This window comes from Lentzea sp. HUAS12 (assembly GCF_024125735.1).
Lineage (GTDB): Bacteria > Actinomycetota > Actinomycetes > Mycobacteriales > Pseudonocardiaceae > Lentzea > Lentzea albida.
In genome coordinates this window covers 769,744-787,535 of the sequence record NZ_CP099738.1, presented here as the reverse complement: position 1 = coordinate 787,535, position 17,792 = coordinate 769,744, and the positions used below count along the sequence as shown (strand labels likewise).

The 17,792-nt window shown below is 70.2% G+C and carries 13 protein-coding genes; 5 read left to right on the top strand and 8 right to left on the bottom strand.

Annotated features, from left to right (window positions below):
- Positions 1–6: 6 nt before the first annotated feature.
- Positions 7–3,075: a family 43 glycosylhydrolase gene (locus tag ND450_RS03745; protein ID WP_253324749.1), complete on the top strand. Its 3,069-nt coding sequence runs from the start codon at positions 7–9 to the stop codon at positions 3,073–3,075.
- Positions 3,076–3,089: 14 nt separating this feature from the next.
- Positions 3,090–4,175: an aldose epimerase family protein gene (locus ND450_RS03740; RefSeq protein ID WP_253324748.1), complete on the top strand. Its 1,086-nt coding sequence runs from the start codon at positions 3,090–3,092 to the stop codon at positions 4,173–4,175.
- Between the two features lies 1 nt (position 4,176).
- Here ND450_RS03740 and ND450_RS03735 read toward each other — a convergent pair whose 3' ends face one another.
- On the bottom strand, positions 4,177–4,509 hold the full coding sequence (locus ND450_RS03735; protein ID WP_089920183.1) for a hypothetical protein: 333 nt from the start codon (positions 4,507–4,509) through the stop codon (positions 4,177–4,179).
- A gap of 53 nt (positions 4,510–4,562) precedes the next feature.
- Complete coding sequence (locus tag ND450_RS03730; RefSeq protein ID WP_253324747.1) at positions 4,563–4,973, bottom strand: NUDIX domain-containing protein; 411 nt, start codon at positions 4,971–4,973, stop codon at positions 4,563–4,565.
- 148 nt (positions 4,974–5,121) lie between these two features.
- Between ND450_RS03730 and ND450_RS03725 the strand changes: the two genes are divergently transcribed.
- On the top strand, positions 5,122–6,648 hold the full coding sequence (locus ND450_RS03725) for an AMP-binding protein (protein ID WP_253324746.1): 1,527 nt from the start codon (positions 5,122–5,124) through the stop codon (positions 6,646–6,648).
- A gap of 8 nt (positions 6,649–6,656) precedes the next feature.
- Positions 6,657–6,875, top strand: a complete 219-nt coding sequence (locus ND450_RS03720; protein ID WP_253324745.1) for a sigma factor-like helix-turn-helix DNA-binding protein — start codon at positions 6,657–6,659, stop codon at positions 6,873–6,875.
- Here ND450_RS03720 and ND450_RS03715 read toward each other — a convergent pair.
- From ND450_RS03715 to ND450_RS03690, 6 genes are all read right to left on the bottom strand, one after another.
- A complete protein-coding gene (locus tag ND450_RS03715; protein ID WP_253324744.1) occupies positions 6,862–8,799 on the bottom strand; it encodes a family 43 glycosylhydrolase in 1,938 nt (645 codons plus the stop codon). The two genes, ND450_RS03720 and ND450_RS03715, sit on opposite strands and share 14 nt — an antisense overlap.
- Complete coding sequence (locus ND450_RS03710; RefSeq protein ID WP_253324743.1) at positions 8,796–10,481, bottom strand: ricin-type beta-trefoil lectin domain protein; 1,686 nt, start codon at positions 10,479–10,481, stop codon at positions 8,796–8,798. Before ND450_RS03710 ends, ND450_RS03715 begins: the two co-directional genes overlap by 4 nt.
- Before the next feature lie 59 nt (positions 10,482–10,540).
- Positions 10,541–11,992, bottom strand: coding sequence for a non-reducing end alpha-L-arabinofuranosidase family hydrolase (locus ND450_RS03705; RefSeq protein ID WP_253324742.1), 1,452 nt, complete (start codon positions 11,990–11,992; stop codon positions 10,541–10,543).
- A 28-nt stretch (positions 11,993–12,020) separates the two neighbouring features.
- Complete coding sequence (locus ND450_RS03700; protein ID WP_253324741.1) at positions 12,021–13,052, bottom strand: cellulose binding domain-containing protein; 1,032 nt, start codon at positions 13,050–13,052, stop codon at positions 12,021–12,023.
- Between the two features lie 143 nt (positions 13,053–13,195).
- Positions 13,196–14,197 (bottom strand): LacI family DNA-binding transcriptional regulator, encoded by a 1,002-nt coding sequence (locus tag ND450_RS03695; protein WP_253324740.1) that lies wholly within the window; start codon positions 14,195–14,197, stop codon positions 13,196–13,198.
- Between the two features lie 391 nt (positions 14,198–14,588).
- Entirely contained in the window at positions 14,589–15,920 is a 1,332-nt protein-coding gene (locus tag ND450_RS03690) for a glycoside hydrolase family 6 protein (protein WP_253324739.1), read from the bottom strand.
- A gap of 445 nt (positions 15,921–16,365) precedes the next feature.
- Between ND450_RS03690 and ND450_RS03685 the strand changes: the two genes are divergently transcribed.
- A complete protein-coding gene (locus tag ND450_RS03685; RefSeq protein ID WP_253324738.1) occupies positions 16,366–17,745 on the top strand; it encodes an endo-1,4-beta-xylanase in 1,380 nt (459 codons plus the stop codon).
- Positions 17,746–17,792 lie beyond the last annotated feature (47 nt).

The window sequence follows — 17,792 nt, the reverse complement described above, 5'->3', positions numbered from 1 at the left end:
GCGGACATGGCACCCCTGCGCCACGTCGTCCTCACCGCGGTGCTGACCGCCGCGCTCCTCCCGTCCACTCCGGCCGCCGCCGAACCGCTCGTGCGGTCGGCGGCGGCCGCCGTCGAGGTGCCGAACCTCGGCGACGTCCGGGGCCACCTCACCCTGCCCACCACCGGCACCCGCGGCACGACCGTCACGTGGCGGTCGTCCGACAGCGCGGTGATCACCCCGACCGGTGAGGTGACCCGCCCTCCGGCGGGCGCCAGGCCGGCGAAGGTCGTGCTGACGGCGAAGGTCAGCCTCGGGCAGCAGAGCACCACCCGCGCCCTGACCGCCACCGTCGTCCCGTTGCCCGTCGCGGAACCCCTGGCGGGCTACGGGTTCTTCTACTTCACCGGTGAGAGCAGCCCCATCGGCGAGCAGATCTACGCCGCCGCGAGCAACGGCGACAACCCGCTCGACTTCTCCGAGGTCAACGGCGGCAGGCCGATCCTGAAGTCGAGCCTCGGCGAACTGGGCGTGCGCGACCCGTTCATCCTGCGCTCCCCCGACGGCGACAGGTTCTACCTGCTGGCCACCGACCTCAAGATCAACGGCGGCCGCGGCTGGGACGCGGCCCAGCGCACCGGCAGCCGGTCGATCATGGTGTGGGAGTCGACGGACCTGCGGAACTGGTCGCGCCAGCGCAGCGTCCAGGTCTCACCGCCGACCGCGGGCAACACGTGGGCACCGGAGGCGTTCTGGGACGCCCGGCGCGGCACCTACGTCGTCTACTGGGCCTCGAAGCTCTACGCGGAGAACGACCCGAACCACACCGGCACCAGCTACAACCGGATGATGTACGCGACCACCCGCGACTTCGTCACGTTCACCCCGGCGCAGGTGTGGATCGACCCCGGATACTCGGTGATCGACTCGACGGTCATCGAGCACGACGGCACGTACTACCGCTACACCAAGGACGAGCGGAACAACTCGTCGTCCTCGCCGTGCAGCAAGTACATCACCGCCGAGAAGTCCACCGACCTGCTCGACACGAGCTACGACTTCGTCGCGGAGTGCATCGGCAAGGCCACGCCGACGAGCCCCGGCCTGTCCGCGGGCGAGGGCCCGACCGGGTTCAAGTCCAACACCGAGGACAGGTGGTACCTGTTCATCGACGAGTACGGCGGCCGCGGCTACGTGCCGTTCGAGACGACCGACCTCGCGTCGGGCAGGTGGACGATGTCGACGGGCGCCCGTCTGCCCGCCTCTCCCCGGCACGGCACGGTCCTCCCGGTGACGCAGGCCGAGCTGAACCGCCTCACCGCTCCCCCGGCGCCGGTGAAGGCCGACAGCAGGGGTCTGGTCGCGCACTGGCCGCTCAACGGGTCCGCCGCCGACGCCACCGGTCACGGGTACGACGGCGTGCTCGCCGGCAACGCCACGTGGTCCGAGGGCTCCCTGTCGTTGAAGGGCGGGCACGTCCAACTGCCGAACAACCTGCTGACGGGCGCCTCTGCGGCCACGATCTCCGCCGACGTGCTGGTCGACCCGGCCCAGCAGACGCCGTACTTCCTCTACGGCTTCGGCAACACCGCGCCGAACGGGGTCGGCGACGGCTACCTGTTCAGCACCGGCGACACCTACCGGGGCGCGATCGCCACCGGCAACTGGGCGACCGAGCAGGGCGTGAACTCCGGCCGGGCACTGCCGCGCGGGGTGTGGAAGAACGTGACGCTGACCGTCGGCAACGGCGTGGAAGTGCTCTACCTGGACGGGGTCGAGGTAGCGCGCACGACCGGTGTCACGACCAGACCGTCCGACATCGGCGGCGGGATCACCACGGCCAACTACCTCGGCCGGTCCGTGTACGCGGCGGACAGGTCGTTGCTCGGCAGAATGAAGGACGTCCGCCTGTACAACCGCGCGCTCTCCGGCGGCGAGGTGGCCGCGCTCCCGTTCAACGCCACCCAGATCCGGTCGGTCACGCACGATTCGCTCGACGCGCCCGCGGTCGTCGGGTCCGGCAGGGTGGTGCTCCCCGTGCGGCCGGGCACCGACCTGCGGAGGGTCCGGCTCGGCTTCGAGCTCCCGCCGGGCGCGACCATCACCCCCGGCGGGCCGGTCGATCTGCGGAAACCCCGGCAGTTCGTCGTGCGGTCGGGGCGGGAGAGTCGGGTGTGGACGGTCGAGGCGCACGAGATGCGCAGCCCCGTGGTCCCAGGCCTCAACGCCGACCCGAACATCGTGGCGTTCGGCGACACCTACTACATGTACGCGACCACGGACGGCTTCGACGGCTGGAGCGGCACGAGGTTCTCGGCGTGGTCGTCGAAGGACCTGGTGAACTGGCGCGACGAGGGCGTGATCCTCGACCTCGGGCCCGACGTGAGCTGGGCCGACCGCAACGCCTGGGCGCCCGCGATCGCCGAACGGGACGGAAAGTACTACTTCTACTTCTGCGCCGAGGCCAAGATCGGGGTCGCGGTGGGTGACTCGCCGACCGGCCCGTTCACCGACTCCGGTCAGCCGCTGATCTCCCGCAACCCCGGCGGCGGCCAGGCCATCGACCCGGCGGTCTTCGTCGACCGCTCCGGGCAGCCCTACCTGTACTGGGGCAACGGTGAAGCACATGTGGTGCCGCTCAACGCCGACATGATCTCCTACGACCCGGCGAAGATCACCCGGCTCACCGGGCTGGCGGACTTCCGGGAGGGCCTGTTCGTGGTGGAACGCGCGGGCACCTACTACCTGAGCTGGTCGGTCGACGACACCCGCAGCGAGGACTACCGCGTGGCTTACGCGACCGGCCCCTCCCCCACCGGCCCGTTCACCAACCGCGGTGTGATCCTCGCCAAGGACCTGGCGCTCGGTGTGAAGGGCACCGGGCACAGCTCGATGCTCCAGGTGCCCGGCACCGACGACTGGTACCTCGCCTACCACCGGTTCGCCATCCCGGAGGGGGATGGCACGCACCGGGAGATCACGATAGACAGGATGGGGTTCGACCGGGACGGTTCGATCGTCCCGGTCAGACCCACCCTGGAAAGCGTCGCACCACAACGGATCCGGCCGCAGCACTGCCGCGCCCTGGTCACCTGATCACGAGGAGTTCGATGTCGCAGCGGGAACCCGCGCTCCACCGGGAACTGTTCGGCCACATCGGTGACACCGCCGTCCACCGGTACGTCCTGGCGTGGCCCGGTGGGCTCACCGTGCGCGTGCTGGACTACGGCGGCATCGTCCAGTCGCTCGAGGCGCCGGACCGCGACGGCGTCCCCGCCAACGTGGTGCTCGGGTTCTCCTCGCTCGACGACTACGTCAAGAACAGCCAGCCCGGCGAGAACAGGGTGTTCTTCGGCGCCGTCATCGGCCGGTACGCCAACCGGATCGCTCGCGGCGCCTTCACCCTCGACGACGTCGGCTACCGGCTGCCCGTCAACGACGGCCCGAACAGCCTGCACGGCGGGCCGAACGGGTTCGACACGCGGGTGTGGTCCGCGTCCGAACTGCGCGAACCGGACAGCGTGGGCGTGCGACTCGACCTGGTGAGCCCGGACGGGGACGGCGGGTTCCCCGGCGCCGTGGCCGCGCAGGTGACGTACCGCCTCGACCGGCACAACCGCCTCACGATCACCTACACCGCGACCGCGGACGCGCCCACCGTCCTCAACATGACCAACCACACCTACTGGAACCTCGCCGGCGAGGGCAACGGCGACGTGCACGGCCAGTCGCTGATGCTGAACGCCGGCCGGTTCTGCCCGGTCGACGAGACGCTGATCCCGGTGGGCGACCCGGTGGCCGTGGACGGCGGCCCGTTCGACTTCCGGCTGCCGACGGCCATCGGCGCCCGCATCGGCGCGCCGCACCCGCAACTCGGCATCGCGGGCGGCTACGACCACAACTGGGTGCTGGACTCCTCCGGGGCGTCGTTCGCCGCGCAGGCCTGCGACCCGGGGTCCGGGCGGCTGCTGACGCTGTGGACCACCGAGCCGGGCCTGCAGTTCTACTCGGGCAACTTCCTCACCGACGACCTGGTCGGCACCGGCGGCCGCCCCTACGGTCCCGGCGCCGGGTTCGCCCTGGAGACGCAGCACTTCCCGGACTCGCCGAACCGGCCGGACTTCCCCAGCACGGTGTTGCGGCCCGGCGAGGTCTACCACCAGGATACGGTGTTCCAACTGTCCACTGCGGACTGACTCAGGCCGCGTGCGCGCACGTGGGGCAGCTGCACTCGGCACACGTGCAGTTGGCGCACGAGTCGTCGCAGCCGTCGCACGCGCACCGGGCGTGGTTGCAGGTGGGGCAGTCGCAGTCCGTGCAGTCGCACTGCGCGCAGGAGTCCGCGCAGTGCGCGCACCGGCACTTGTCGCACTCGTCGTAGTGCACACCGCGATCCGTCACGTGTTCGCGGTGCAGGTGGCCGTCGTGCAGGTAGTCGACGTGGTCGCGGTGCACGACGGCGTCGTGGCCGCAGCCGGGACCATGGGTGTGGCGGTGCAGTTCGGCGGGAGCGTGGTCGACTGTCGTCATGGGACAGATGCTCATATGCGCAGACGACCACGACAAACCGGCGCGCCCGGTGATCATCCACCTGGGTGATGGCCGGCGCGCGCGAAGAACTCGGCGAGGACCGCGTTGTCCTCGTAGCCCAGCTCGTGGGCCGCGACCTCCTCCGGGGTGAACCACCGCAGCCGCTGGCCCTCGGTGAGCACCACCTGGTCGAGGTCGAGGTCCGCCTCGGCCCAGAACGTGTGCTCGATGCCGTAGGAGCGCTCCTCGGAGCACAGGTGGTGCACGTCGTCCGCCGCGAGGACGACGCCCATCTCCTCCTCGATCTCCCGCCTGATGCACTCGTGCGGGGTCTCGCCCTGCTCGAGGTACCCGCCGGGCAGGCACCAGGTGTTCGGGAACCTGATCCCGGGCTTGTCGTCCCGCAGGTAGAGCAGCACCCGGCCGGCGGGGTTGATCATCACGATGTTCGTTCCCTCGTCCACCGCCCGACTCTGCCCGCCCGATCCCATACCGTGCAAGCCGATGCGACACAACGGCTTTATCGATTCGACCGGTGAATCGACAGCTTGTCACCACGACTGGTCTGTTTCGTTCAAGATGGAGGGACACCGTTCGTGAGGAGGTCCTGTCGTGGCAGCCGAGTTCCTGGAGACCGCCCTGCGGGGGCTGTCCGCCGCCGACAGCGCGCTGTTCCGGGCGTTCGGCGCCGGGCCGATCCGCACCCCTCCGTTCGACCACGTCCACCACGCGTTCGAGGCACACGCCGCCCAGCGCCCGCGCGCGACCGCTGTGGAGCACCTCGGCGAGTCGCTGACCTACGCGGAGCTCGACGCCAGGGCCGGGCTGCTGGCCGAACTCCTCATCCGCGGCGGCGTACGTCCCGGTGACCACGTCGGCCTGTTCCTGACGCGGTCGATCTCCATGGTCGTGGGTGTGCTCGCGGTGCTCAAGGCGGGCGCGGCCTACGTGCCGCAGGACACCGCCACCGCGACGGAGGCCCGGTTGCGGCACGTCGTCCGCACCGCGCGCATCGACGTGGTGCTCACCACGAGCGCGGACGAGGTGCCCGACCACCTGGCGCGGATCATCGTGGTCGACGCGCTGCCCGACGTCAGTGCGTTCTGCCGCACCATCACCGCCGAGTCGGACGCCGCCGCCGTGGTCTACAGCGGTGCCACCGGCGTGCGGATCTCCCACGCCAACCTGTGCAACGTCCTGCTCACCGCCCCCGGATCGCTGGGCATCACGCCGGGGACCAGGGTGTCGCAACTGCAGGACATCGCCTGCGACCTGGCGATCTGGGAGGTGCTCGGCACCCTCGCGAACGGGGGCACCCTCGCGCTCCGCGGCGACGACGCCGAGCGGACGGCGAGCGGGGCCGACGTCGTCATCGCCACACCGGGCGTGCTCGCGTCCCTGGACCCCGAGGTCTGCCACCGCGTCCGCACGGTCGTGGTCGCCGGCGAACGCTGCCCGCAAGCGCTGGCGGACACGTGGTCGACCCGCGTGGCCCTGCACCTCGCGTACGGGCCGACCGAGGCCTCCATCGCCGCCGCGGTGCGGCGCCACGAACCGGGTGGCGGGCGGCTCAGCCTCGGCAGGCCGGTGCCGAACACGACGGTGTACGTGCTCGGCGACGACCTCCAGCCGCTGCCCGCCGGTGCCGTCGGCGAGGTGTGGATCGGCGGCGCCGGCGTGACCGCGGGGTACGCGGGCGACCTCGACCTGACGGCACGGCGGTACCGGCCCGACCCGTTCCTGAGGGGCGGCGGCCTGATGTTCCGCACCGGTGACCTCGGCAGGTGGACCGCCGACGGCGACCTGGAGCACCACGGCCGCGCCGGCGACCAGGTCGAGGTGCTCGGGTACCGCTTCGAGCTGGACGCGGTCACCGAGGCGCTGGAGGGGGCGGTGGGCTGCGAGCGCGCCACGACCCTGGTCCACGACGGGAGGCTCGTCGGGTTCATCAGTCCCGGCACGGCCGCGCCGGAGGTGGCCAAGCAGGCGGTCTCGCGGCGGTTGCCGCACTACTGCGTGCCGACGCTGATCGTGCCGGTCGACGCACTGCCCACGACGGATCGCGGCAAGGTCGACCGGCACGCACTTCTGTCCCGTTTGGACGGACGCCGTGCGCGGGCACTCCGCTCGCAGGTGTGAGGCACCCCGTGAACGCACCCCGCAGTGCGGCCCTCGTCGCCGAGGCCTTGTCCTCGCTCGAACCCGAGCACCGGGTGGTGGTCGTGCGGGCCTACTACCGCCACCGGTCCGTCGCCGAGCTCGCCGACGAATTGGGGCTGCCGCAGGACACCGTGAAATCGAGGTTGAACCACGGCCTGCACGCTTTGAGGGACGCACTGCGGGACAACGGGGTCATGGAGTCGTGAGCTCGAAGCGCTGCACGGTGACCGATCCGCCCAGTGCCTGTGTGGCGTGGTTGAAGATGCCGAACCGGTAGCCCATGAAGAACTGCCACTCGTTCTTCAGCGTGAAGCCGGTGCCCAGCGACGTGAAGTTCACCCCGTCGGTGCTGTAGGAGAACCTGGCCTGCCGTCCACTGCCGGGCCGGATGTCGGCGTTGGCGCGCAACCAGATCCGGGTTCCGGCGAGGTTCGCGCTCGCGGTCTCGGTGCCGGTGCCCGTGGTGTTCCAGTTGCCGTCCATGGTCAGCCCGTTGACCACGACGACGCGGTTGCGGCCGTTGTCGCGCTTGACGCCTATCCACGCCGAGGAGTCGCGCAGCATCGCGAGACCGGTGCGGTCGCCGTCGCGCATCGAGGTCAGGTCCAGCGCGACGGTGCCGGTCGACGTCGGGCCCTGGACGCGGTGGGTGAGGGTGTTGCGGGCGTTGTAGAGGTCGTTGGTGACGGTCGTCGTGGACAGCCGCAGGCCGTTGTTCACGCTGTACTTCGTGGTGTCCGGGTTGTGGTTCCACTCCCACTGCGGCTTGAGCACCGTGCCGTCGAAGGTGTCGACGCCGGTCATGGGTTTCACCGGCCGCGACGGCAGGTTCGGCATCGGGTAGTTCACGCCCCAGCCTCCGTTGGCGGTGGTGACGCGCGGCCAGCCGTCGGAGGTCCAGGTGATCGGCGCGAGCACCGGCACCCGCCCGCCGGGGTAGGCGTCCACGAACGCCATGTAGTACCAGTCGCCGTTCTGCGTCTGCACCAGGCCGCCCTGGTGCGGCACTCCCCCGCCCTGGATCGGGCCGGGCATGTCCAGCAGCACCTGCTGCACTGTGTAGGGACCGAACGGGCTCGACGCCTTGAGCACGTACTGGCCGTTCGCGGGCCTGGTCAGCCAGATGTAGTAGCTGCCGTTGCGCTTGTAGAACCGCGCACCCTCGAGCGTCCCGATGTTCGACGGGGTCTGGAACACCTGCTGCGACCGCACCTCCGACTTCCCGTCGGCCGAGAGCTGCGCGACGCTGATCGTCGTGTTGCCGTAGGCGACGTACATCGTGTCGTTGTCGTCGACCAGCATTCCGGCGTCGTAATAGCACTTGTTGATCGTCGACAGCTTCGACCACTGCGCGTCCACGGAGGTGGCGGTGTAGATGTGCGTCTGCGCGAAGTCGACGCAGCCACCCCAGTAGAAGGTGTTGTTGCTCTTGCGGTGGTTGAGGAACGACGCCCAGATGCCCCGCACGTAACCCCTGGCGCCGTTGAGGTCGTACTTGGAGCCGAAGTCCAGCCGTGGCACGGAATGTCCGGCGAACTCCCAGTTGACCAGGTCGTAGGAACGCAGGACCGGGGCTCCTGGCGAGTAGTGCATGGTCGACGCCGAATAGTAGTAAGCGTCGCCGACGCGGATGATGTCGATGTCCGCGAAGTCCTGCCACAGCACCGGGTTGGTGAAGGACGACGGCCTCGGTGTGGTTGTCGTTGTGGTTGTCGTGGTGGTCGTGGGTGTGCCGGTGTCGCCGCAGGTCGTGCCGTTGAGGCGGAAGGAGGCCGGTGCCGGGTTGGAGGAGCCGGCCGTGGCGTTGAACCCGAACTCGACCTTGCCACCGGACGGGATCGCCGCGTTGTAGCCGGCGTTGCGCGCGCTCACCTCCCCGCCGCTCTGCGTGATCACGGCGTTCCAGTGCTGCCCGACCTGCTGGCCGGACGCGTAGGTCCACTCCAGCGTCCAGCCGGTGATCGCGTCACCGGTGTTCGTGATGGACACGGATGCGCCGAAACCGCCCTGCCACTCCGAGGTCTTCGTGTAGGTGACCGCACAGCCGGGAGCCGCCTGCGCCGCCGTGCTCGCGGCGACTCCCGCCGCCACCAGGGTGAGTGCCGACAACGCGGCCGGGAACCACCTCATGATCGCGTCCACCTCTGGTTGGACTGGCCGTTGCAGGTCCACAGCACGAGCTTCGAGCCGTTGGCCGTCGCGGCCCGTTCGACGTCGAGGCACAGGCCGGCGTTCGCGTTGCGCAGCGTCCCGTCGGAGCCGAACGTCCAGCGCTGGTTCGCCTGGCCGTTGCACTGCCAGATGATGACGCGCGTGCCGTTCGCGGTGCCCTGGTCGTAGGCGTCGAGGCACTTGTCCCCGAACACGCGCACCTCGCCGTTCGGCCAGGACGTCCACCGCTGCGACGCGGGCGTGAGGCAGTCCTGGATCACGACGGCGGTCCCGGCCGCGGTGGACCCGTTCTCGACGTCGAGGCAGCGGTTCGCCCCCGCCCCGAGCAACGGGGACGTGGTGCTCTGCACCGGGCTCCCGCCCGTCACCCGGTACACGGCGACGCCGTGCGCGGGAACGGAGGCGGAGATCGTGCCCGTGGTGCCGGACGTGCCGCCGGTCCACAGGTCGGTGAGGGTGAAGGCGCTCCCCGACAGACCGGTCTGGGCGGCTGTGGTCGTGATGGTCGCGGTGGCGCCGCCCCGGTTGAAGAGGCCGACGGCGACCGAGCCGTCCGCGAGGGGTTTGGCGAACACCTCCGCGGCCCCGTCGTCGCGCACCCTCCGCCCTCCCGCACCGAGGGCGTCCTGGTTCACCGCGAGCAGGCGCTGGTTGCGCAGGACCGCGCTCACGTCGGCGGACATGGTGCGGATGTCGTTGCCCGCCATCAGCGGCGCCGCCATCAACGCCCACAGCGCGAAGTGCGAGCGGGACTCGGTGAGGGTGAGCCCGGGGCGCCCGACCACCAGCATGTCCGGGTCGTTCCAGTGCCCGGGACCGGACTGCGCCGCGAGCGGGGCGGTGACGTCGAGGACGTTGCCCACGCCCATCGGATAGCTGTTGACGTTGCCGTTCTGCCAGATGTCCAGCAGGTCCTCGGTGGTGCGCCACAGGTCGGCGACCTGCCCCCAGTCGTACCGGTCGCCGGTGATGGCGTGGAAGCTGTTGGGGTTGATGCTGTACACGATCGGCCGCCCGGTGGCGCGCAGGGCGTCGCGCATGATCGAGAACCGGGCCACCTGCTCGTCGCGGGTGCCGGCGCCCGAGCACCAGTCGTACTTGAGGTAGTCGACGCCCCAGGACGCGAACGTGCCGGCGTCCTGGACCTCGTGGCCCTTGCTGCCGGTCGAGCCGGGGTGGGCGCCGGTGGTCTGCGCGCACGTCCGCTCGTTCGGCACCTGGTAGATGCCGAACTTCAGGCCGCGGGCGTGGATGTAGTCGCCCAGCGCCTTCATGCCGCTGGGGAACTTCGACGGGTGCGAACGGAGGTTGCCCGCCGAGTCGCGCTGCGGGTCGAACCAGCAGTCGTCCACGACGACGTACTGGTAGCCGGCGTCGCGCATGCCCGACGACACCATCGCGTCGGCGGCCTGGCGCACCTGGCCCTCGGTGATGCCGCAGCCGAAGCTGTTCCAGCTGTTCCAGCCGAGGGGCGGGGTCTGGGCCGGGCTGCCGGGAGCCGCGGCGCTGGGACCGGTGGTGGGTGCGCCGGTGGCGGGACCGGCGGTGGCGGTGGCGGCGCTGACGGGAGGCGCGGTGACCGCCACCGCTGCCAAAGCGGCGATCCCGAGACGCGTGAGTTTCCTGGACCGGAAGGGCATCATCGCCCCTTTCTCCCCATGAGCGGCGCCACCGGTGTGCCGGTGGCGCCGGTCCCGGGTCAGCAGGTGGAGTTGGTCTGGGTCAGCAGGCCGAGCCGCCAGGGCAGGCGGTTGTAGTCGCCGCCGGCGTTGGGATCCATGCCCTGGTACAGGTAGCTGAGCCGGCACGGGCTGATCTCCATCGTCTGGTCGACGTTGGTGCGGACCATCTCGCCGTGGCTGATGTCGCGGGTCCACTGTCCACTCGGGAACGTCACGTTGTTCGCGCGGGCGAACGGGTTCGACTCCGTGTCGGCCAGCGCCGCCCACGGACCGGTGATCGAGGGGGCGGTCCAGGAGCGGAACCAGCGCCGGCCGTCGGTGCCGATCGCCTCGTGCACCAGCAGCCACTGGTCCTTCCCGGCGATCTTGTAGACGTTCGACGCCTCGAACAGCCGGTACCTGTCGCTGTCCTGCATGGCGATCACCGTGTTGGTGAAGCCGTTGGGGAACTGCGCGAGGTTCGTCTCGGACCGGTAGAGGTGGCCGTTGTCGTCGGACGAGAACAGGTAGCACTTCGCGGTGTCGCACACGGTCCAGAAGTCGACCCAGTAACCGTTGCCGATGTTGTCGCGGATGATCTGCGGCATGCCGTTGGCGTAGAAGTTCTTCGGCGTGGACCACGAGGACGGGTTCGAGATGTCGGACGTCGTGGAGTACGAGGCGTTCGACCCGGTCTGGTAGACGAGGTACCAGAGGCGTTGCGGCGCGAAGTAGAACACCTGCGGCGCCGCCCGGTAACCGGTGCCGATCCCGGAGCGGTCCAGGTAGTAGTGGGGTGCCGACGACGCCTGCGACCAGTCGGTGAAGCTGGTGTACATCAGGTTGTAGCCGTCGGTGTAGGTCGACGCGAAGACGTGGTACTTGCCGTTGTGGTAGACGACGCTCGGGTCCTTCACCGCGACGTTGGCGTGCGTGGAGTCCGGCTTCGGGCTGATCAGCTGCCCGCTCGAGGACCAGCGGAAGCTCGACGGGAGGGTGCCCACCGGCGGGTTGCCCGTGGTGGTCGTCGTCGTGGTGGTCGTGGTGGTGGGGCCGACGTCGCCGGTGCACAGGGTGCCGTTGAGGCTGAACGCCGACGGGCTCGGGTTGGCACCGGTGCTGGAGCCGTTGAAGCCGAACTCGACCTTCCCGCCGGTCGGGATCGTCGCGTTGTAGGAGACGTTGCGGGCGGTCACCTGGGAGCCGGACTGGGTCACCTGGGCGTTCCAGGCCTGCTGCACCTGCTGCCCGGCACCGAAGCTCCAGGTGAGCGTCCAGCCGTTGACCGCGTCACCGAGATTCGTGACGGCGACGGCCGCGGTGAAGCCACCGTCCCATTGCGACGGTGTGGAATAGGTGACCGAACAGCCGGGGGCGGCCGAGGCGGGCTGCTGGGCCACCGCGGTCAGCGCGGTGACCGCGATGAGCGGGACGGCGGCCAGGGCGGTGAGGCGGGCACGCCGGGACGGGGAGAACCGAGCGGGGGACATGATCACCCTTCGTCGCTGGGGCAGGGGTTCAGGCGCCGGCGCAGGTGGCGGAACCGACCGCCGCCGCACCGGAACCGGACGCGATGAAGCCGAAGGCCGCGGAGGCACCGGGGCCGATCGTGCCGTTGTAGGCGGCGTTGGTGACCGTGACCGAACCGCTTGCCGTGCCACCCCAGATCTGCGTCACGGTGTGCCCGCCCGGCAGCGTGAACCGGACGCTCCAGCCGGTGAGGGTCGACGCGGTGGGGTTGGTGACGACGACCTCCGCCTGGAAGCCGCCGTTCCACGTGCCGGTCACCCGGGGTGTCGCGGTGCAGGTCGCGCCGGGGTCCTGCGGGTCTCCGACGCTGCCGGGCACCGAGGACAGGGCGGTGAACCAGACCGCCGCCATCTTGCTGTAGCCCGCCGCGTTCGGGTGGATGCCGTCGGGCAGGTCCGCGACGGGCACGGCCGGGTACATGTCCACGACGTGCACCCGCTTGCCGGCGGCCGCTTTCGCCCGCAGCAACGGCACGATGGCGGCGTTGTAGTTGCGCACGGTGGCGTCGGCGAACCGGATCGGGATGATCGTCGAGACGAACACGTCCGCACCCGGTGCCTGTGCGGTGATCTTGTCCACCAGGGACGAGAGTCGTCCTGGCGCACCAGCGGGATCGCTGCCGTACATGTCGTTCGTGCCTATGTGCAACAGGATCGTGCGCGGGGTGTACGTCCTGAGCCAGTTCACGACGTTCGCGTCGACCTGAGCGATGGTCCAGCCTGGATGGCCTTCGTGGTTGCGGTCGGGCATGGAGCCGGGGCCGTCCGCGAGGGACCCCACGAAGTCGACGTTGCGCCCCGCGGCGCGCAGTCTCGTGCCCAGGTCGAGGCGGTAACCGCCGATCGAGCCGCCCTGGGTGATCGAGTCGCCCAGGGGCATCACCCTCACGGGATCGGCGGCTTGCTCCACAGTGGACTGGTCGGCGAGTGCGGGTGAGGCGGCCAGGAGGGTGGCGACCAGGGCACAGCACAGCGCGCGGAACGGGCTCGGCATGAGGAGCCTTTCGTCGACGGGGGTCAACGGCAGGGGCGGCTCCCAGCAATGTAACGACGGGTTCACACTGCGGTCAAAGCTAAATGTGAGCGCTAACTTTTAGCTGATCGCCTTGCTGCAGCACCGAAGGACGCATCTGGCCAGCTCTGCTGTTAACGCGAACATGCAAGTCACCGCGCTCGTGCCACCGAACCGCCTCCGCGCACGGGCATCGGCACCCGGTGCACCAGCGGGGTGCGGGAACCCCGACCCTCGACGAGCTCCACGAGCACCTCCACGGCCCGCTCCCCGAGCTCGCGCAGGGGCAGGGCGACCGTGGTCAGCCGGGGACGCATCCAGGAGGCGGCGGGGTGGTCACCGAACCCGAGCACGGACACGTCGCCCGGCACGGAGAGCCCCGCCTCCGCGAGGGCCTCGTAAGCCCCGAACGCCAGCCGGTCGTCGAAGCACACCAGTGCCGCGGGCCGATGCCGGCGCAACAGGTCCTTCGTGACGTCGTACCCGCGTTCGGGTGTCCACTCCGGACACGGGTGCACCCCGGCCACCTCGACACCGGCCCCGGAGAACACCTGCCGCAGCCCGGCGAGCCGGTCCGCGGCGTCGCGCCGGCCGGCACCCACCAGGTGAACACCGCGGTCGTGCCCGGCCTCGACCAGGACACGCGCCGCCGACCGGCCACCCCGCACCTCGTCGGGCACCACCGAGGGAAGACCCGACCCCGGGGCGCCGAGCACCACGGCGGGCCCGTACCAGAGCACGTCCGGCCGGCCACCCGTCGCCGGCCGCCCGCCGGCGAACACGACACCGTCCGCCCGCCGGTCGCGCAACGCCTCGACCAGCCCCCGCTCCACGGCCGGATCTCCCCCGGTCTCACCGACGAACAGCATGAACCCGCGCCGGTACGCCACCTCCACGGCACCCTTGACGGTGTCCCCCTCCAGGTCCGGCTCGGCACCGAGCACGAACCCGATCGTCCGCGACAGCCCCGCCCGCGTGTCGCCGCCGCCACGCCGATAGCCCAGCTCGTGCGCGGTCGACCGGACCCGCTGCTCCGCCGCCTCGGAGATGCGCAACTCGCGCGCACGGCCGGTCAGCACGAGAGAGGCGGTCGTGACCGACACCCCGCTCGCCGCCGCCACGTGGGCCAGGGTCACACGCGTTCGTTCCGCCACGGGTCCGGCTCCTACCTTCGAGGGCCGCTTTCCGCGGGAGGTGCGCGCTTTCAGCGGACGGGGCTGGTCGGGGATGTGGCCTCCGGTGGCCGCGCCGGCGTTGTGGAGGGCACGCCGGTGGACGGAGGCGGTGGACACCTGGGTGGGGTGCGGGCTCGGGGCTGGGCTGGCTGGGTGTGAGTGGAGGCGGGCCGGCGTGTGGACTCAGAGGTGGGCTCGGAAAGGCGAGCTACATGGCCGCCAACTACTACGTCGCCACGCACGGGTGTGGGCCAGGTGTCCGGCGGTAGCTGTCGCACCCCGCCGGGCACGCGAGAGTCCCCGGCCTCCCGGCCGGGGACTCCGCCTCGCCCGCCGCCGCCTCAGCGGGCGAGACGTCACGCCGACCGCCTCACGAGCAGGCGATGCCGTTCAGCACCGGCGAGGAGAACGGCGGTGTGCCGTTGTAGTTCGCGTTGTAGCCGATGCTCACCTGGCCGCCGGACGACAGCGAGCCGTTCCACGCCGCGTTCGCCACCCGGACCTGGTCGCCCTGGTCGGTCCACGTGCCGTTCCAGCCCTGGGTCACCGAGACGCCGGGTGCCGAGAACGAGAAGGTCCAGCCGTTGATCGCCGAGCCGCGGTTCACGATCACGATCTCCGCGGAGTAGCCGCCCTGCCACTGGCTCGTCACGCGGTGGGTCGCGGTGCAGCCGCCACCGGGGTTGCCACCGCCCGACGTGGTGGTGGTCGTCGTGGTCGTGGTGGTCGTGATCGGGCCCGCGGCCATCGCGAGTTCGTAGGCCCGCTGGGGCACGAACTGGCCTGCGGGGGCGATGCAGCCGTCCGACTCGCCCGGCAGTTTGATCCACAGGAACGCGTCGATCTTCGAGTCGCCCGTGTTCGTGGTGCTGGGCGTGCCGATCGCGCGCCCGGACGGGTCGCACCACTCGCTGCCGGCGGGGCCGTTGCCGTTGCGGCTCGTGTCGACCACGGCCTTGAGGCGGCCGTCACCGACGGCGTTGAGGACGTTCTTCGCGAAGTTCACCTCGTCGGAGGTGGCCCGGTAGTTGGACACGTTCGTCGAGATGCCGTCGGCGCTGTTGGAGATGTCCGCGCCGCGCAACCGGTTCGCGGCCTCGGAGGGGTTCAGCCACGACGAGTGGCCGATGTCGAAGTAGACCTTGGCCTGACCGGAGCCCGCCTTCAGCTTCTTGCCCGCGTAGGCCATCGACGCCTTGGTCTGGTTCTGCTGGTCGGTGCTCTGGCAGTTGGTCATCAACGGCAGCACGTCCGGCTCCAGCACGATCGTCGCCGGACGGCCCGCGAGTCCCGCCGCCACCTCGTCGACCCACGCCCGGTAGGCCTCGTGGGACGGGGCACCGCCGCCGCTCGCCCCGCCGCAGTCGCGGTTGGGGACGTTGTAGACCACCAGGATCGGGATCTTCCCCGCGGCCGCCGCCGCACCGACGAACGAGCTGACCTCCGACCTCACCGTCGACGTGTTCGTCGTGGTGTACCACCGCGCCTGCGGCACCGAGACGATGCGGTCACGGATGACCGCCGCCCGCGAGTCGCCGGGGTTGGCGGCCACCCACCGCGCGCTCGAGCTCGACGGGTCGACGTAGAACGCCGACTCGGCGGCGCTGACGGTCGCACCGCCGCTGACGACCAGGGCGGTGACCCCGGCGACGACCGCGCCCGCTAGTGCGCACGCGCCCGTGCCCCGCTTCCACCGTGTCATCGTGTCTCCAGTTCGCTCGGTTGCAGTGATTCGGTTCTCGCAGCGTCATTGCCGCCCAGAAGTGGGAATCAGATGCGAATGCGAGTTCGGGCCAACGTAACCACGGAGCACTGAATCGTCAACGGCGGAAGTGAAGCGCGTCGACGACGTCGAGGAAAGTTTCGAAAAGTCCGCCGAGAATGCGATCATGGCGTTGACGTGCTATTTGGGAGCGCTCCCGCATCCAGGGTAGGCCGATCAGGGTAATCTGCTGTCGAATTCGACAACGACTTCTTGTGAGCCCCGTCGAACTGCTGCGACACTCCGGGAACGGCACCGGAGGGCGTTGGCGGAACACCACCGCGGATTCGACGCCCACCGAGATCCGGCAATGGCGCACCGGGTCCGGCCACCGCACTGACCATCACCCGTCCTGCATTCGGGTCGACCTCGGAAAGCGTGGAAGATGAAACTGACATCGAAGTCAGTGGCCCTGATCCCGATCATCGCCACGGTCGCGACCGCCGCGATCGGCGCCACCCTGATCGCCCCTCCCGCCGCGAACGCGGCGACCACCCTCGCCGCGGCGGCCCAGCAGAGCGGCCGCTACTTCGGCACCGCCGTGTCCGCGAGCAGGCTCGGCGACTCGACCTACGTCGGCATCCTGAACCGCGAGTTCGACATGGTCACCGCCGAGAACGAGATGAAGATGGACGCCACGGAGCCGAACCAGAACCAGTTCAGCTTCACCAACGGCGACCGCATCCTCAACCAGGCCCGCAACCAGGGCAAACGAGTCCGCGGGCACGCGCTGGCGTGGCACTCGCAACAGCCGGGCTGGATGCAGAACATGTCCGGCACGTCCCTGCGCAACGCGATGCTCAACCACGTCACCCAGGTCGCGACCTACTACCGCGGCAAGATCTACGCCTGGGACGTCGTCAACGAGGCGTTCGCCGACGGCAGCAGCGGCGCTCGCCGCGACTCCAACCTCCAGCGCACCGGCAACGACTGGATCGAGGCCGCGTTCCGCGCGGCTCGTGCGGCCGACTCCGGCGCGAAGCTCTGCTACAACGACTACAACACCGACGACTGGTCGCACGCCAAGACCCAGGCCGTGTACCGGATGGTGCAGGACTTCAAGTCCCGCGGCGTCCCGATCGACTGCGTCGGCCTGCAGTCGCACTTCAACCCCAACAGCCCGGTGCCGTCGAACTACCAGACGACGTTGCAGAACTTCGCGAACCTCGGCGTGGACGTGCAGATCACCGAGCTCGACATCGAGGGCTCCGGCAGCGCCCAGGCCCAGAACTACCAGCGGGTCACCCAGGCCTGCCTGGCGGTCGCGCGCTGCACCGGCATCACGGTGTGGGGCATCCGCGACACGGACTCGTGGCGCGCCTCGGGCACCCCGCTGCTGTTCGACGGCAGCGGCAACAAGAAGGCCGCGTACAACTCAACGCTGGACGCGCTCAACGCCGGTGGTGGCACCGACCCGACGACGACCACGACGACCACCACCACCACGACAACGACGACCAGCAACGACCCCGGTACCGGCGGCTGCACCGCGACGGTGTCGCTGAACCAGTGGAACGAGGGCTTCGTCGCCACGATCAAGGTCACCGCGGGCTCCAGCGCGCTGAGGGGCTGGACCGTCACGACCACGCTGTCGAACGGCACGGTCACGGGCGCGTGGAGCGCGACCCGCAGCGGCAACAGCGGAAACATCAACTGGACCAACGTGGACTACAACGCCTCCGTGCCCGCGGGCGGGTCCACCGAGTTCGGCTTCCAGGGCAGCGGCAACGGATCGGGCCTGAACCCGTCCTGCACGGCGCGCTGACGTCCGGCACCACACCACAGGCAGGCCCCGCGGAGTCGGCGTGACGT